Genomic DNA, 17,056 nt, shown 5'->3' with positions numbered 1-17,056 from the left:
CGCTGCCCATAGTCGCCCGCGACAATCCCTCATCCGTGAGTTGGGAGACATGGCAGAAGCTGTTGCTCAGGCGCCGTTCGGCAAGGTGATCTCGGTGCGCGGCTCAGGTGCGCGCGTCGGGCTGCTGCCGTCGAGTCGGCTGACGCCGTCCGCGGTTCGCGCCACCGTCGGTCGCTTCGTCAGCATCCGCACCGCAAGCTCGACCATCATCGCAATGATCACCGAGGTGTCGAGCGAGAATCTCGCCGATGCCGATGGGTACATCGCAATCGCCTCGGTCGATTTGCTCGGCGAGATTTTGCCCGGCCCGGTGCGTGCCAAATTCCAGCGGGGCGTCACCAACTACCCGACGATCGGCGACGGGGTCGAGCCGATATCCAGCGAAGACCTGCGCATCGTCTACGCGCCGACCGGCTCCGACCAGATCGACGTCGGCACGCTGCAGCAGGACCCGTCGGTGATCGCTTATGTCGACATCGAAGAAATGCTGTCGAAGCACTTTGCGGTGCTCGGCTCGACCGGCGTCGGCAAATCGACCGGCGTGTCGCTTCTGCTCAACGAGATCCTGAAGTCGCGGCCGTCGCTACGCATCTTCCTGCTCGACGTCCACAACGAATACGGCCGTTGCTTCGGCGATCGCGCGCTGGTGCTGAACCCGCGCAATCTGAAGCTGCCGTTCTGGCTGTTCAATTTCGAGGAGATCGTCGACGTGCTGTTCGCCGGCCGCCCCGGCGTCCCCGAAGAGCTCGACATCCTCGCCGAGGTGATCCCGATCGCCAAGGGCCTCTATGTCCAATACACCAGCACCGATCGGCTCGGCCTGAAGCGGGTCGATCCGAAGTCGATCGGCTACACCGCCGACACCCCGGTGCCCTATCGCCTCGTCGACCTGATCTCGCAGATCGACGAGCGCATGGGCAAGCTAGAAAACCGCTCTTCGCGCATCATCTATCACAAGCTGATCTCGCGGATCGAAACGGTGCGCAACGATCCGCGCTACGCCTTCATGTTCGACAACGCCAATGTCGGCGGCGACACCATGGCGGAAGTGATCAGCCATCTGTTCCGCCTGCCGGCCAACGGCAAGCCGATGACCATCATGCAGCTCGCCGGGTTCCCGGCCGAAGTCGTCGACTCGGTGGTGTCGGTACTGTGCCGGATGGCGTTCGACTTCGGACTGTGGAGCGACGGCGTGTCGCCGCTGCTGTTCGTGTGCGAAGAAGCGCACCGCTACGCCGCCGCCGACCGCGCCATCGGCTTCGGTCCGACCCGCAAGGCGGTATCGCGCATCGCCAAGGAGGGCCGCAAATACGGCGTGTATCTTGGCCTCGTCACCCAGCGCCCGGCCGAGCTCGACGCCACCATCCTGTCGCAATGCAATACGCTGTTCGCGATGCGGCTCGCCAACGACCGCGACCAGTCGCTGTTGCGCTCCGCGGTGTCGGACGCCGCCGCCAATCTGCTGTCGTTCGTGCCCTCGCTCGGCACCCGCGAAGTGCTGGCGTTCGGCGAAGGCGTCGCGCTGCCGACCCGGCTGCGCTTCAAGGAAGTGCCGGCGCATCAACTGCCGCGCAGCGAGGCCGCGATCTCCACCGTGCCGTCGGGCGCCGCCGGCAGCGACATGCACTTCGTCAGCGCAGTGCTGGAACGCTGGCGTGGGGCAACCTCGCATCGCGACGTGCCCAATGATCCGGGCTTCACCGAGCGACCGCTGGCACGCGCCGTGGATGCGCCGATGCTGCAACCCTCGCTCGGCCTCGACCCCGACCGCTTCTCGCTGCTGAAGAAGCCGCTGCGCTGAGAGTCCGAGATTTCAACCTGCGGAATAACAGCATCGCAATTCGGTTCGTGACCGCGCCACAGCATAGCTGGCGCTTTACGGTGCGCGCGTGGTTCGCCTAGAGTTTCGTCCGGCGCATGCCGCGCCTGTGCGGAACCTTCGATGACCACCTCTCCTGCCGTCTCCCGCTTTCCCGTCCCGTCGCTCGGGCAAATGCCCGACGACATTCGCACCCGCATCGTCGGTGTGCAGGAAAAGTCCGGCTTCGTGCCGAACGTGTTCTTGGCCCTGGCGGCGCGCCCCGACGAGTTCCGGGCCTTCTTCGCTTATCACGACGCGCTGATGGAGAAGGACAGCGGGCTCAGCAAGGCCGAGCGCGAAATGATCGTGGTCGCGACCTCGGCGGCCAATCAGTGCCAGTATTGTGTGATCGCGCACGGCGCGATCCTTCGTATCCGCGCCAAGAACCCGCAGATCGCCGACCAGATCGCAGTCAACTACCGAAAAGCCGATATCTCGCCGCGGCAGAAGGCGATGCTCGACTTCGCAATGAAGGTGAGCCGTTCCGCCGAGACCGTCGGCGATGCCGACTTCGACACCCTGAAGGCCCATGGCTTCAACGACGACGACGTCTGGGACATCACCGCCGTCGCGGCGTTCTTCGCGCTGTCGAACCGGATGGCCAACGTCACCGCGATGCGGCCGAACGACGAATTCTACCTGATGGGGCGGCTGCCGAAGCCGTAGCGCGCCGCTCCATGTTGAGACGGGAGGGACCTCGCTTTGCTGCCTTGGTGGGAGATCCTGCTACGTCTCGGCGTTGCGGCGCTCGCCGGCGGGCTGATCGGCCTCAACCGCGACCTCAAGAACAAGCCGATCGGAATGCGAACGCTGGCGCTGGTGGCGCTGGCTTCGGCGATGCTGGTCGCCCACGCCGATCATTCGGCGGCGAGTGATCAACTGTCCGATCCGGCCAGCCGGGTGATTCAGGGCATTCTCACCGGCATCGGTTTCCTCGGTGCCGGCGTGATCATGCGCAGCGGCAACCGGCTGGAGATCCACGGGCTCACCACGGCGGCCTGTACCTGGCTGGCGGCGGGCATCGGCATTGTTTGCGGCGCCGGGCAATGGCTGATCGTCGGGGTGGCGCTAGTGATCACTTTCGTCGTGCTGATCGGCGGACATCCGACCGAACGCGTGCTGCACCGTCTGCTCGGCGGCCGGAAGGACGAACGCAGCAGCGGCGCAGCTCCCGAAGATTGAATGCCGCACTGCAACACGAGAATTCCCGGGCCATGGTGAGACCGGCTCGTTCGGGAGGCCGGCAGCGACAGCCGAATGGATATCGTACATCCGGTCTATTGCGGAGTTTTCGCGGCGTCGTATCCTTACTAGGATGATGGGGTCGAACCCGTTCCGGGCGACGGCTGGGACCGGCAGCGATGAAGAATCAGCGCATCACCCTCCCCGATGACGATCACCGCGTGCTGCAATTCCGACTACGGGATGCGGCGCGTTTACCGACGACCGAGGACGGCGACGCGCCCACCGCGACCATCCTGCCGTTCCGACGCGACCTGCCGCAGGTCGACCACCTCCCGGAGACCGACGGCGCAGACCAAGCCCCGAGCGATTTCCGTCATCGCATGCTGACCAACATCGCCGCCCTTGTCCTCACCGCCGGGCTGGTGCTGGCCGGAATATGGCTGGCCACGAGCATCGCGGAGATGCGGCGGACCCAGGATTGCCTGTTGATGGGACGGCACGACTGTGCGGTGATTACGGCCCCGCGCTAGGCGATTCGCCGACAGCCTCGATCCGGATGTCGGGACCCGCGCGCCGGCCACGAATTGACCTGCCATTGAACTCGGGCCGACGCTCCGTTATACGGGCAATCGACTGTCACCATGATGACGGCTGAAGCCGCCGTAAATCGGCCATTTCCGACATAATATCAAAGGCTTAAAATGACTTCCACATTCGATCGGGTGGCCACCATCATCGCGGAAACCTGCGACATTCCGCGCGAAACGATCACCCCGGAAAGCCACGCGATCGACGACCTCGGGATCGACAGCCTCGATTTCCTCGACATCGCGTTCGCGATCGACAAGGCGTTCGGTATCAAGCTGCCGCTCGAGAAGTGGACCCAGGAGGTCAACGACGGCAAGGCGACCACCGAGCAGTATTTCGTTCTCAAGAATCTCGCCGCCCGCATCGACGAACTGGTTGCCGCCAAGGGCGCGTAGTGGCGCGGTTCAGAAGCCGCCCACGCCATGAACCTTGAATATTTCCACCTGATCGACCGCATCGCCGAGCTTCGCCTCGCCGACCGCAGCATCACGGTCGAGGCACGGGTGCCCGAGACCAGCACGATCTTCGAAGGCCACTTTCCCGGCTATCCGCTGATGCCGGGCGTGCTGCTGATCGAGACGATGGCCCAGAGTTCGGGCTGGCTCTTGATCGCGCTGATGCAGTTTCAGCGCATGCCGTTCCTGGCCGCGGTCAAGGAAGCCAAGATGCGCAGCTTCGTGACGCCTGGCGAGACGCTGTCGATCGACGTCTCGGTGGTGCACGAAGGCTCCGGCTTCACCATGACCGCAGCGAAGATCAAGAGCGGCGGCAAGCTGGCGTGCGATGCAACGCTGACCTTCCGCCACGTCCCGTTTCCGCATCCCGATCTGCGTGGGCATATGGAAGCGATGGCGAAGCAAATCGGATTTCCGGAGCAGATGATCCATGGCTGACACCGACACGTCCCGCGCCGAACCGATCGAAGCCTGGATCACCGGCATCGGCCTCGCCACTTCGCTGGCCGAAGGACTCGACGCCCATTGGGATGCGCTCAACGAACGCCGCGTCAACGTCGATACCAAGGGCTTCTCGCCCTACGTGGTGCATCCGCTGGCGCCGCTCAGCTTCGACAAGCAGATCCCGAAAAAGGGCGATCAGCGCCAGATGGAATCTTGGCAGCGGATCGGCACCTACGCGGCCGGACTCGCGCTCGACTCGGCGGGCCTCAAGGGCAACACCGAAATCCTGTCTCGGATGGACATGATCGTTGCCGCTGGCGGCGGTGAACGTGATCTCGCGGTCGACTCCGCGGTGCTCAACGCCGAGGGCTACGGCACCGTGCCGCCCGGCGCGCTCAACGAGCGCCTCATGAACGACCTGCGCCCCACGCTGTTCCTCGCACAGCTCTCCAATCTGCTCGCCGGCAACATCGCGATCGTGCACGGCGTCACCGGCTCGTCCCGCACTTTCATGGGCGAAGAGGAAGCCGGCGTCGACGCTGCGCGGATTGCGCTGGCGCGGATCGCGGCCGGCCAGAGCGACATCGCGCTGATCGGCGCCGCCCAGAATGGCGAGCGCAAAGACCTGCTGATGCTGTACGAGTTCGGCGACTTCAATCTGAAGGACCACTACGCGCCGGTGTTCGCGCGCGGTCCCAAGGGCGGCTTCGCGCTCGGCTCGGGCGCGGCGTTCCTGGTGATCGAGTCGAAGTCACATGCCGAAGCGCGCGGCGCAAAGCCGTATGCGCGGCTGAAGAACGTCGTCGCCGACCAGTCGCGCCGCCGCAACGCCGGCGACGTCACCACGTCGCTGGAAAAGCTGTGGACTGAGCTCGGCCCGGGCGACGGCGCGACCGCGATCATCACCGGTGCGACCGGCGCCGAGCCGGTGACCGCTGAGGAAACCGCGTTCCTGCGCAATCACGCCAACGCGCCGGTGCGCGGCACCGCGACGCCGTTCGGCCACGTGATGGAGGCGCAATTCCCGCTCGGCATCGCGCTCGCGGCGTTGTCGCTGTCGCGCGGCGCGCTGTATCCGCCGAACGACCCGACCGGGCTCGAAGTTGAAATGGGTACCACCCCCGACCAGATAGTCGTGATCGGGGCGGGCCACTGGCGCGGCGAAGGCATGGCGCTGGTCGAAGCCGTTCGGTAAGGGGGACGCAATGACCGTGACGCGGGACAAATTCGGCAGGCCGATCGTGGTCGTCACCGGCATGGGCGTGGTCACCTCGCTCGGCGCCGGCAAGACCGACAACTGGGCCAAGCTCACCGCCGGCGAATCCGGCATCCGCACCATCACCCGCTTTCCGATCGACGGGCTGAAGAGCACGATGGCCGGCACCGTGGACTTCGTCCCGGTCGAGCCGTTCTCCTCGGTCGTGCTCGGCGAGATGCTCGCCGACCTCGCCACCGAAGAGGCGATCGCGCAGTCGGGCATCGGCCGTAAAGGCGACTTCCCCGGCCCGCTGTTTCTCGCGGTCGCGCCGGTCGAGCTGGAATGGCTGCCGCGCCAGGAGCTGGCGCGCGCCACCGGCGCCAACACCGCGATCGACTACGACGCCCTGCTCCGCGTCAGCGGCGGCGGCGCGTTCTCGCAATATCATCGGCGCTTCCTGTTCGGCTCGGTCGCCGATCATCTCGCCGACACCTTCGGCACCAAGGGCTCGCCGATCTCGCTGTCGACCGCCTGCGCCTCGGGCGCGAGCGCGATTCAGCTCGGCGTCGAAGCGATCCGGCGCGGCGAAGCCGATGCAGCGCTGTGCGTCGCGACCGACGGCTCGGTCAACGCCGAAGCGCTGATCCGGTTCTCGCTGCTATCGGCGCTGTCGACCCAGAATGATCCGCCGCAGGCCGCATCCAAGCCGTTCGCCAAGAACCGCGACGGCTTCGTGATGGCCGAAGGCGCCGGCGCGCTGGTGCTGGAGAGCTACGAGTCGGCGGTGGCGCGCGGCGCCCCGATCCTCGGCGTCATCGCAGGCTGTGGCGAACTCGCCGACAATTTCCACCGCACCCGCTCGAGCCCGGACGGCAAGCCGATCATCGGCTGCATCAACAAGACGCTGGCCGATGCCGGGATGAGTGTCGATCAGATCGACTACATCAATGCGCACGGCACCGGCACGCCCGAGAACGACAAGATGGAGTATCACGGCATCTCCAGCGTGTTCGGCGACCGCGCCGGTTCGATCCCGGTATCCTCGAACAAATCGATGGTCGGTCACACATTGTCGGCCGCCGGTGCGGTCGAGGCGATCTTTTCGCTGCTGACGCTGGAGCATCAGCGGATTCCACCAACCATCAACTACGACGTGCCGGATCCGGCGATCCCGCTGGATGTGGTGCCCAATCAGGCCCGCGACGCCCGCGTCACCGCGGTGATGTCGAACTCGTTCGGGTTCGGCGGCCAGAACGCCTCGCTGATCCTGACCCGCGAACCGGCCTAGTCGCCTGCGAGTCGCAGTTCCGGCCGCCGCGGTTGACGCCGCGGCCGCCAGCGGCGATACGCAGGGCGCAAGCCTCCAACCGTTCGGACGAACCCCATGCGCGCGCTCACCCTCGTTGCCGACCGCAATCTCGTGGTCGCCGACCTGCCGTCCCCCCCGCCCCCGGCGGCTGGCGAGGTGCAGGTCCGCATCGCCGCGGTGGCGCTGAACCACATCGACGTGTGGGGCTATCGCGGCATGGCCTTCGTCAAGCGCAAGCTGCCGATCGTGGTCGGTGCCGAGGCCTCCGGCACGATCGAAGCGGTCGGTGACGGCGTCACGGCGTTCAAGCCCGGGCAGAAGGTCGTGATGTACGGGGCGCTGACCTGCGGCCACTGCAAGGCGTGCCAGGAAGGCCGCGACAATCTCTGCGAAAACGTCGGCGGCCTGATCGGCTTCCATGTCGACGGCTTCGCGCGCGAGCTGATGAATATCGCGGCGCGGCTGGTGATCCCGGTGCCGGACGGCGTCGACCTGCGCGACGCCGCCTGCGCGCCGATCGCGTTCTCGACCGTGCAGCACATGCTGTTCGACAATGCCAAGCTGCAGCCCGGAGAGACCGTGCTGGTGCACGCCGGCGGCTCCGGCATCGGCACCGTGGCGATCATGATGGCGAAGGCGATCGGCTGCACGGTGATCACCACCGTCGGCGACGATTCCAAGATCGAAGGCGTCAAGAAGCTCGGCGCCGATCACGTCATCAACTATCGCCAGGACCGCTTCGAGCACGAGTGCCGCAAGATCACCAAGAAGAAGGGCGTCGACGTGGTGTTCGAACACGTCGGCGCCGACACCTTCAACGGCTCGCTGCTCAGCCTGAAGCGCGGCGGCCGGCTGGTGACCTGCGGCTCGACCTCGGGCCCGACCACCACCCTCAACCTGATGCAGTTGTTCCAGCAGCAGTACAAAATCTTCGGCTCGTTCGGCGCGACGATGAAGAACATCGCCGAAAGTCTCGACAAGATGGCGGCCGGCATGCTGCCGGTGATCGACACCGAGGTGCCGCTCGACGACGTCGGCGCCGCACTGAAGCGGATGGAAAGCCGTCAGGTGTTCGGCAAGATCATCGTCCGGTTCTGATGAAGGTCGCCCTGTATCGCGCCAAGCTGCGCGCCCAGCGCGCGGCCAAGGACGTCGTTGGCAAGATCGTCGGGCCGGTGGCGATCGGCGCGCTGCATCTGGCGCGGAAGTTCGATCCCGACAAGAGCGCCCGGCTGTTCGGCGCGATCGCCCGCAGGTTCGGCCCTCGCCTGCCCGAGCAGAAGATCGGCCGCGACAATCTCACCGCAGCATTTCCCGAGAAATCTCCCGAAGAAATCGAAACGATCCTCGCCGGCGTCTGGGACAATCTCGGCCGCGCCGCGGCGGAATTCGCGCATCTGGACTCGGTGTGGGACTATGATGTCGAGCATCCCGAGCGCAGCCGCATCGAGGTGACGGGGCGATCGCTCGAACTGTTCGAAAAGCTGCGCGACGACGGCAAGCCGGCGCTGATCTTCGCCAGCCATCTCGGCAATTGGGAGCTGGCGGCGGTCGCAGCCGTCGCGCACGGTCTGGACACCGCGGTGCTGTATCGCCGCCCGAACATCGAGGCCGCCGATCGCATCGTCGAAGAAATCCGCTCGGTGAAAATGGGTCAGCTCGTCGCCGCCGGATCGAGCGCGCCGTTCAAACTGGCCAAGGCGCTGCAGGACGGCAAGCACGTCGGCATGCTGATCGATCAGCACTTCACCAAGGGCGTCGACGTCACCTTCTTCGGCCGCACCGCAAAGGCCAACCCGCTGCTCGCAAAGCTGCTGCGGCAGATCGAATGCCCGCTGCACGGCGCCCGCGTCATCCGTCTCCCCGACGGCCGTTTCCGCGCCGAGCTGACCGAAGAGATCCAGCCGGTCCGCGATGCCGACGGCCGGATCGACATTCAGGGCACGATGCAGGCGTGCACCTCGGTGATCGAAAGCTGGATCCGCGAAACGCCCGAGCAATGGCTGTGGCTGCACCGCCGTTGGCGGTAACGAACTGCGTAGTCGGCCCCTATTGCCACCGGCAACCTGCTGCCCCCGAAATCCGCTTAGTTAGCTCCTTCGCTGCACCATGCCGGTCTTGTTCCGGTTAGCACGTCTGATCGAGACGATTGCGACATCGACATTCTGGGCCGCAACGGCGTGGCCATCACGACTCGTTTGCACTGTCGCTCGTTTCCTTGATCCAAATTGCTCGCGCGCCCAAGCCCCCGATCCCCCGAGGACCGGCGGAGCCGAAACTGCTGCGGCCGGCGGTCAGCTTGACCCATCCGGGTATTAACCTCACAGTGCCGCCTGCAAATCACTTTGCGCCGTCGACCTGGATCGAGAGGATACATGGAACTTCCAAGGCGAGCCCGTGGTGATGAACTCCTGGTTCCCGGTAAGATGGCGGCGCTACGATCGCGGCTGCGCGGGCTCTCCGGGCGGCATGACCTGACGACGGTCATCGTCAACGCCTTCGATCATCGAACCAGGGTGCTCCCCTTCATTCTCGCCGATACCCGGATGGCTCCGGGCGGTGTGCGAGCGATCGGTTCGGCACTGGTGGATGTCGGCTTCGACAAGACACGAATAGTGCTCCAGCAATGGAACCGGAACTTCAGCCCGCTGCAGATGCGGCTCGATGGCCGGATTCCGGATCTGTTCCTGGTCTCCAGTATGCACCTGCATTCGGCCGAATGTGATCGGCTGATCCGGGAGGCCTGCCAGATCGCCCCCGACAAGCGGCCGCTGATCATGGTCGGCGGCCCCCGCATTCGCTACGAGCCCTGGCATGTATTCGGCGGTGACCGGAACGCGTCTTGGGCCGCCGACGTCGCGGTCACAGGCGAGGAATACGTGTTCCTCGAACTGCTCGACGTTCTCCTGTCGATGCGCAGCTCCGGCGAATCGATGCGCTCGGTCTTCCTACGCGCACGCGACAGCGGCGCTCTCGACGAGGTACCGGGGATCGTCTATGCGCGCACGGCCGCGCGGAACGGACCGATCGAGGAACTGGTCGACACCGGCGTGCAGCGCCTGCTCGGCGATCTCGACGAGCTTCCCGATCCGGTGCACGGCTACAAGCTGCTGGAGGCCCCGAGCAACAGCGCCACGCTGGCGAGCCAGGCGCTGCCGGCCAATCGGGTCAAACGATACAGCCCGATCGCCGGCATCGTGATGACTGCCGGCTGCAAGTTCAGGTGTTCGTACTGTCCGATCCCGGCCTACAACCAGTCGCAGTTCCGCGCCAAGAGCGGCGAGCGCATCGCCGAGGAGATCGGGCAGATCGCCAGCACCTTCGGCATCTATCACTTCTTCGGCGCCGACGATAATTTCTTCAACGACACCAAACGCACGCTCGATATCGCCGGAACACTGGCGCGGAAACGGTCGGAAAGACCGTTCTGCAAAGTACGCATCGGCACCGAGGTCACGGTCCATGACACCGTCGGGATGCGCGATCACTTGCCGCTGATCCGCGACGCGGGGTTCGCCGCGGTATGGCTCGGTGTCGAGGACATGACCGCGACACTGGTGAAGAAAGCACAGGACAAGGACAAGACCCAGCTCGCTTTCCGCCTGCTGCGCGAGAACAACATCCTGCCGATGCCGATGATGATGCACCACGACAGCCAGCCGCTGGTGACGTGGGGATCGAACTACGGCCTGATCAATCAGATCAGGCTGCTGCGCAAGGCCGGCTCGATCACCACCCAGGTGATGATGTTGACCCCCGCCCCCGGGTCGAAGTGGTACGAGAACGTGTTCGAATCCGGCATGGCGTTCAGCCGCGCCGGCGACATCAAGGTCGAACCGCACATCATGGACGGCAACTACGTGGTCGCGTCGAAGCACGCTCGGCCGTGGATGAAGCAGCTCAATCTGCTGCTCGCCTACACCTACTTCTTCAACCCGGTCCGTTTCCTGAGTGCGCTGGTGTTCTCGAAATCGGCCGACGTGTTTTCCAGCGCCGAAACCCGCCCCGCCCACGAGGTCGCGCATTTCTCGCCCGCCAAGCGGATGCGGCGGCGGGCGTGGCTGAGATTCCGCGCCCACATCGTCGACGCCGGCGCGCAGATCTACGGCATGATCGGGCTGGCCCACACCTATCGGCGAACCGCCGGATGGGCGTGGCGGCTGCTCCGCAACGACATCGAGCGGCACGACCGCGCCCCGGTCAGCCCGATCCCGATGCGGGGCGTCGGCCAAAGGCGGTCGGATCACGCGCTGCCGGGAACGTTCGACCTCAGGGATCTCGAACCGGCCGGCGGCGCCGAACCGGTGCGGAAGGTGGCGAACCTCTGATCGGACGTGCCGCTCAGCGACCCGTCTTCACCCGGGTCCACAGCCGGTTGATGGTGCGCTGCGTTGCGGGATCGCGCGCGGTGATTACGAACAGCCGCGCCAGCGTCGCATCGTCCGGATAGATCGCCTTGTCGTTCAGCACCCGCGGATTGATGAACTCCCGGCTCGCCTTGTTGCCGTTGGCGTAGGACAGAAAATCCGAGTTCCGCGCCGCGATGTCCGGCCGATACAGGAAGTTGATCAGTTCGTGCGCTTCAGCGGCGTTCTTGGCGTCTGCCGGGATTGCCAGATTGTCGAAGAACATCTGCGCGCCCTCCTTGGGGATCGCGTAACCGATCTCGACTCCGTTGTGAGCTTCGGCAGCGCGCGACTGCGCCTGCTTGATGTCGCCGGACCAAGCCACCACCAGGCAGATCTCTCCGGTCGCCAGCGCGTTCAGATACTCCGAAGAGTGAAACTTGCGGACCGACGGCTGCACCTTGCCGACCACCTCGGCCGCCTTCTCGAGATCGTCCTTGTTGGTGGAATTCGGGTCGCGGCCGAGATAGGTCAGCGCCGCGGGCAGAATGTCGTCGGCGGAATCCAGCATATGGACGCCGCACTCCTTGAACTTGGCCAGGTTCTCCGGCTTGAAGACCGCCTCCCAACTGTCGATCACGGCGCCCTCGCCGAGAATCCGCTTCACTGCGGCGACGTTGTAGCCGATGCCGGTGGTGCCCCACATGTAGTTGACGGCGAACTGATTGCCGGGGTCGTACAGCGCCAGCTTGCCGGTGACGAAATCCCAGGCGTTCTTCAGGTTGGGAAGCTTCGACTTGTCGAGCTTCTGGAACACGCCGGCGGTGATCTGCCGCTGCAGGAAGTACGCGGTCGGCACCACGACATCGTAGCCCGACTTGCCGGCGAGCAGCTTGGTCTCCAGCGTCTCGTTGGCGTCGAAAGTGTCGTACACCACCTTGATGCCGGTCTCGCGGGTGAAGTCATCCAGGACGCCCGGCGCGACGTAGTTCGACCAGTTGTAGAAATTGACGGTGCGGTCCTGCGCCCGGCCAGGCAACGTGAGCGACACCGACAGAGCGATCCCCGCGCCCAGTGTCAGCACTCGCCGCCGCATCGTATCCCGCATCATGACATCCCTAGCGCCCGTGAACCGCATCCGACAGACGCTCGAGGGCGGTGTCGAGCGTCCGATCGTTCTTGGCGAAACAGAACCGTACCACCGAAGTGACCGGCTCCTCCTCGTAGAACGCCGACACCGGGATCGCAGCGACGTTGTAATCGGTGACGATCCGCTTGCAGAACGCCTCGTCGGTCTCGTTGAGGCCGAGCGGCGACAAATCGACGGTGAGGAAATAGGTTCCCTGGGAGCGGATCACCGGAAAGCCGATGCTGGACAGCCCCTGCGCCAGCCGGTCCCGGCTGCGGGCGAGATCCTTGCGCATCCCCAGGAAGTAATCGTCGCTCTTGCCGAGACCGTAGGCGACGGCGACCTGCAGGTTCGGTGCGGTCGTGAAGGCCAGGAACTGATGCACCTTGGCGGCGACCCGCAGCAGCTTCGGTGCGGCGCAGACGAAGCCGACTTTCCAGCCGGTGAGCGAGAAGATCTTGCCGGCCGAGCCGATCTTGATGGTGCGGTCGCGCATCCCGGGGATGGTGATCAGCGGAATGTGGCTGAGGCCGTCAAAAGTGACGTGCTCCCACACCTCGTCGCAGATCGCCACCGCGTCGAACTCCTGGCAGAACCGCGCCAGCAATTCGAGATCTTCGCGCGGATACACCACCGCGGCCGGGTTGAGCGGGTTGTTGAAGACGATCGCCTTGGTCTTGGCGTTGAACACCCGCCGCAGCGATTCCTCGGTGATCCGCCAATGCGGCGGCTCGAGCCGGACCAGGCGCGGAATCCCGCCAGCCTGGCGGATGATCGGAAGATAGGAATCGTACACCGGCTGAAACACGATGACTTCGTCGCCGGGCTCGACCACCGACAGGATGGCGCTCGCCAGCGCTTCCGTGGCGCCGGAGGTCACCATCACCTCGGTCATCGGATCGAGCTGGACGCCGTGCCAATGCGCGTAGTGCGTCGAGATCGCCTGGCGCAGCTCCGGCAGCCCCATCATCGACGGGTATTGGTTATAGCCGTTCAGCACAGCGTCGGCGGCGGTGCGACGGATGTCCTCCGGCCCCGGATCGTCGGGGAAGCCCTGCCCGAGATTGATCGCGTCGTTGTCGCGCGCGAGCTGCGACATCGCTTCGAACACGGTGACCGGCAGATCGGCGAAGACCTTGTTGCTCATCGGACGGACGTCATGATGCGGATCAGCGGCCCGGCTTGGTCGGCAGACCGGCCGCCTTCCAGCCCAGGATGCCACCGGCCAGATGCCGGGTGTAGGGCAGCCCGGCCGACTGAGCGGCCAGCGACGCCGTCACCGAGCGTTTGCCGGAGCGGCAGGCGAACACCACCTGCTTGCCGTTTGGCTCAGGAATCGCCTTGGGGTCGAACGTCGACAGCGGTACAACTACGGCGTCGGGATAGGCTTCCGCGGCGACCTCGTTCGGCTCCCGGACATCGACCAGCAGATAACGTCCTTCGGCGACGCCCTGCTGAACGTCCTGCGCCGTCAAATCTTCAACCTGGCCCACCACTCTCAGTTCTCCCGCGATCGCACTGCCCGGATCGATGAGCGCAACAACGAGCACCATGCTCGGCAACTGCGCCGCAAGGGTTGCGCCTAGCGTGAGGAAAATCAAGCTCCGTAGCGGGTTGGTGGTCATCTTCGCTGGATAAGCGAACCCGCGACGAAAATCATCGCCGATTTCGTCGCAGGCCAAACGGCCGCTACGGCTTCATGCCGGGCGGCAGTGCGGGGCTCTCGCGCATCAGCGTGATCGTCACCCGGCGGTTGGCGGCGATCGAAGGGTCTTCGGGGAACAACGGCTGGCTGTCCGACTTGCCGGTCACAGCGAAGATATGCGAGCCCGGCAGACCTTCCCGCTCCAGGATCTGGCGAACCGAATTGGCGCGGTCGGAGGACAGATCCCAGCCGTTGTAGTCGCTGCGTTCCGGCAACAGGCCGGACGAGGTGTGACCGACGATCGAGATCCGCAGCGGCGTGGCCCGCAGCGGAACGGCAAGGCGTTGCAGCAGCAGGCGGGTGCGCTCGAACGGCACCCGCGAGCCGTCGGCGAACATCGAGCGGCCGTCCTGATCCATGATCTCGAGGTTGAGCCCCTGCTTGGTCTCCTCGAACATGATGTTCTTCGACAGTTCGGCGATTTCCGGCATGTTCTGGAGTGCCTGCCGCAGCGACGCGGAGGCCAGCGCGAACTCGCGATCCTCCTTGGTGTTGATGCCTTCGTCGCGCGTCACCTCGCCGGGCGACGGCTTGGCAGTCGACAGCTCCGGATTGACGTGTTCGGTATTCTTGACCTTGCCGCGGGTGGGCAGACCGTCGTTTTCGATGATGCCGGAATAGCGCGCGTCGGACTGCACGCCGAACGCCTCGCGCATCGAGCCGGCGACGATCTTCAGTTTCTGCGTATCCTGGGTCGAAAACGCCACCAGCATGACGAAGAACGCCAGAAGCAACGCCATCAGGTCGGCGAACGTCACGAACCAGCCGTGACCGCCGTGTGCCTCCTCGCGCTTCTTCTTGGCCATCGCTCGCTATCCGGGATGCTTCGGCCGATTAAGCTGGGACGCTCTCGTTCTCTTCATGTCGATGCTTTTCAGGGAGATAGGCAAGCAGCATCTCTCTGACCAGCGTCGGGCTCTTGGAGTCACGGATCATCAGAATGCCGTCGATGATCAGCGTTCGATTGGTTTCCTCGTCGACCAGCTTGCCATGCAGCTTGTCGGCGATCGGCAGACAGATCAGGTTCGCCACCACGGCGCCGTACAAGGTCGCGAGCAGCGCCACCGCCATGAACGGGCCGAGCTTGGACGGATCGGACATGTTGGAAAACATCTGCACCATGCCGAGCAACGTCCCGATCATGCCGAACGCCGGCGCGCAGTCGCCGATCGCCCGGTAGATCTTCGAGCCTTCGTTGAGGTGCAGCAGGAAGTTGTCGCGGTCGCGCTCGAGATTGTCGCGAATGAACTCGATGTCGTAGCCGTCAGCGACGTAGCGGATGCCCTTGGCGAGGAACGGATCGTCGGCCTCGACCTTTTCCAGTCCCACGGGCCCCGACTTGCGGGCGATCTCGGCGATGTTGGCGAGTTCGTCGACCAGGTCACGTGCCGACAGATTGCTCATCGTGAACGCAAACTTCGCGCCGAGCGGAAGGCCATGCAGCATCGCCGACAGCGGAAAGCGGATGAGCGTCGCAGCGAACGAACCACCGAAGATAACAATGACCGCATGGATGTCGTAAAACATCCCGAAATTGCCGCCCATCAGAATGAGCGAAGACACGACGGCAGCGCCCGCGGCCAGGCCCAGGAGTGTGGCGAGATCCATTCTTGTACTCCGACACGCACACGCACGCGCCGGCCCGCGCCGGCGGCGGCGCAGCGAATTCTGTGCTGCGCCGGCTCACCGTAAGCAGCCGCCATTAAAGACGCGTAAAGTTAACCGGGCGCTGGCGTGATTGCCGCCGCGGTAACCATGGCGCGCGGCAACGAACTATTCACTTCTTCGGCGGCGCCCTGGTTATTCTCCGAGGTCCGGAAGCGCCGATGGCTGCGCCGACGGCGCGGTGCTGATCACCATGGCCGCGGGTTCTCCCGGCGGCTCGCGCGCGCGAATGCCTCAGTTCAGCCGCGCCGGCCGGTCGTCATCGCGTGGCACCGGGTCGTTGACCACCAGGGTCGGTTTTTGGCCGGCTCCCGAGGGGACGTCAGCCTTGGCGGTCTGCGCGGCCGCGTTGCGCTGATGATCGCGATACGACCGCCAGCCGACCGGCAGGCTGAGCAGATAGAGCACAGAGCATGCCGACAGGATGTGCCACGGGTAGCCGATCAAAAGCGCGACAAACAGCACCACTGATACGAATACCGGCAGCACCATCTCGGGCGCCACCCGCAGCCGCACCGCCTTGCCCGAGAACACCGGCAACCGCGACACCATCAGGAACGCAATCAGGAGCGTATAGACGGCCGTCAGGACCGCAGGCGGGGTCGGAGCGCCGAGGAAGCCCATATAGACCGGCAGCAACACGGTGATCGCGCCGGCCGGCGCCGGCACCCCGGTGAAGAAATTAGCGGCGAAGGCCGGCTTGTTGGGATCGTCCATGGTGGCGTTGAAACGCGCCAGACGCAGCCCTCCGCTGATTGCGAACACCATCGCGGCGATCCAGCCGACATTGTTGAGGTCGTGGAGCTGCCAAAAATACAGGATCAGGCCGGGCGCGACGCCGAAATTGACGAAATCGGCCAGACTGTCGAGCTCGGCGCCGAATTTCGACTGCCCCTTGATCATCCGGGCGACCCGGCCGTCGATGCCGTCGAGCACGGCCGCGAACACGATGGCGGCGACCGCCAGTTCCATCCGCCCCTCGGTCGCCAGCCGGATCGCGGTCAGGCCGGCGCAGATCGCCAGCAGGGTAATGACATTCGGCACCAGCAGTCGGACCGGGATCGGCCCGAACCTGCGCCGCGGCGTCTCAGGGGAATTCAGATCGAAAGGCATCGGTTTCGCTCTCGTCTCGGAACCACCATCCTGATCGGCCATCATGGCATCCTTCGGG

Annotated in this window: 17 protein-coding genes; 11 read left to right on the top strand and 6 right to left on the bottom strand. The window is 65.0% G+C overall.

The window, feature by feature from the left end; all coding sequences use genetic code 11:
• The first annotated feature begins 49 nt into the window (after positions 1-49).
• From FLL57_RS06095 to FLL57_RS06045, 11 genes are all read left to right on the top strand, one after another.
• Positions 50-1,801: an ATP-binding protein gene (locus tag FLL57_RS06095; RefSeq protein ID WP_013503171.1), complete on the top strand. Its 1,752-nt coding sequence runs from the start codon at positions 50-52 to the stop codon at positions 1,799-1,801.
• A 141-nt stretch (positions 1,802-1,942) separates the two neighbouring features.
• On the top strand, positions 1,943-2,527 hold the full coding sequence (locus FLL57_RS06090) for a peroxidase-related enzyme (RefSeq protein ID WP_142882404.1): 585 nt from the start codon (positions 1,943-1,945) through the stop codon (positions 2,525-2,527).
• A 36-nt stretch (positions 2,528-2,563) separates the two neighbouring features.
• On the top strand, positions 2,564-3,043 hold the full coding sequence (locus FLL57_RS06085; protein ID WP_142882403.1) for an MgtC/SapB family protein: 480 nt from the start codon (positions 2,564-2,566) through the stop codon (positions 3,041-3,043).
• Positions 3,044-3,222: 179 nt separating this feature from the next.
• Positions 3,223-3,576 (top strand): hypothetical protein, encoded by a 354-nt coding sequence (locus FLL57_RS06080; protein WP_142882402.1) that lies wholly within the window; start codon positions 3,223-3,225, stop codon positions 3,574-3,576.
• Positions 3,577-3,747: 171 nt separating this feature from the next.
• Positions 3,748-4,029: an acyl carrier protein gene (locus tag FLL57_RS06075; protein ID WP_011157577.1), complete on the top strand. Its 282-nt coding sequence runs from the start codon at positions 3,748-3,750 to the stop codon at positions 4,027-4,029.
• A 27-nt stretch (positions 4,030-4,056) separates the two neighbouring features.
• Positions 4,057-4,527, top strand: coding sequence for a 3-hydroxyacyl-ACP dehydratase FabZ family protein (locus FLL57_RS06070; RefSeq protein ID WP_013503175.1), 471 nt, complete (start codon positions 4,057-4,059; stop codon positions 4,525-4,527).
• Positions 4,520-5,728, top strand: coding sequence for a beta-ketoacyl-ACP synthase (locus tag FLL57_RS06065; RefSeq protein WP_142882401.1), 1,209 nt, complete (start codon positions 4,520-4,522; stop codon positions 5,726-5,728). Before FLL57_RS06070 ends, FLL57_RS06065 begins: the two co-directional genes overlap by 8 nt.
• A gap of 10 nt (positions 5,729-5,738) precedes the next feature.
• Positions 5,739-7,019 (top strand): beta-ketoacyl-ACP synthase, encoded by a 1,281-nt coding sequence (locus tag FLL57_RS06060; RefSeq protein ID WP_142882400.1) that lies wholly within the window; start codon positions 5,739-5,741, stop codon positions 7,017-7,019.
• A gap of 96 nt (positions 7,020-7,115) precedes the next feature.
• Complete coding sequence (locus FLL57_RS06055; protein ID WP_013503178.1) at positions 7,116-8,138, top strand: zinc-binding dehydrogenase; 1,023 nt, start codon at positions 7,116-7,118, stop codon at positions 8,136-8,138.
• Positions 8,138-9,070 (top strand): lipid A biosynthesis lauroyl acyltransferase, encoded by a 933-nt coding sequence (locus FLL57_RS06050; protein ID WP_013503179.1) that lies wholly within the window; start codon positions 8,138-8,140, stop codon positions 9,068-9,070. The genes FLL57_RS06055 and FLL57_RS06050 overlap by 1 nt, the downstream gene beginning before the upstream one ends.
• Positions 9,071-9,466: 396 nt before the next feature.
• On the top strand, positions 9,467-11,368 hold the full coding sequence (locus FLL57_RS06045; protein ID WP_235677220.1) for a B12-binding domain-containing radical SAM protein: 1,902 nt from the start codon (positions 9,467-9,469) through the stop codon (positions 11,366-11,368).
• A gap of 13 nt (positions 11,369-11,381) precedes the next feature.
• Here FLL57_RS06045 and FLL57_RS06040 read toward each other — a convergent pair whose 3' ends face one another.
• The 6 genes from FLL57_RS06040 to pssA all read right to left on the bottom strand — a co-directional run bounded on the left by FLL57_RS06040 (position 11,382) and on the right by pssA (position 16,998).
• A complete protein-coding gene (locus tag FLL57_RS06040) occupies positions 11,382-12,497 on the bottom strand; it encodes a polyamine ABC transporter substrate-binding protein (protein ID WP_142882398.1) in 1,116 nt (371 codons plus the stop codon).
• Positions 12,498-12,504: 7 nt separating this feature from the next.
• Positions 12,505-13,662: an aminotransferase gene (locus FLL57_RS06035; protein ID WP_142882397.1), complete on the bottom strand. Its 1,158-nt coding sequence runs from the start codon at positions 13,660-13,662 to the stop codon at positions 12,505-12,507.
• A gap of 22 nt (positions 13,663-13,684) precedes the next feature.
• Entirely contained in the window at positions 13,685-14,011 is a 327-nt protein-coding gene (locus FLL57_RS06030) for a rhodanese-like domain-containing protein (protein ID WP_041807969.1), read from the bottom strand.
• Between the two features lie 193 nt (positions 14,012-14,204).
• Positions 14,205-15,026 (bottom strand): OmpA/MotB family protein, encoded by an 822-nt coding sequence (locus FLL57_RS06025; protein WP_013503184.1) that lies wholly within the window; start codon positions 15,024-15,026, stop codon positions 14,205-14,207.
• Positions 15,027-15,054: 28 nt separating this feature from the next.
• Positions 15,055-15,828, bottom strand: a complete 774-nt coding sequence (locus FLL57_RS06020) for a motility protein A (RefSeq protein WP_013503185.1) — start codon at positions 15,826-15,828, stop codon at positions 15,055-15,057.
• Between the two features lie 291 nt (positions 15,829-16,119).
• Positions 16,120-16,998 (bottom strand): CDP-diacylglycerol--serine O-phosphatidyltransferase, encoded by an 879-nt coding sequence (gene pssA / locus FLL57_RS06015; protein WP_142882396.1) that lies wholly within the window; start codon positions 16,996-16,998, stop codon positions 16,120-16,122.
• Positions 16,999-17,056 lie beyond the last annotated feature (58 nt).

Source organism: Rhodopseudomonas palustris (genome assembly GCF_007005445.1).
Classification (GTDB): domain Bacteria; phylum Pseudomonadota; class Alphaproteobacteria; order Rhizobiales; family Xanthobacteraceae; genus Rhodopseudomonas; species Rhodopseudomonas palustris_G.
Note: the sequence above shows the minus strand (reverse complement) of the source record. Positions and strands in the feature narration are given on the sequence as shown.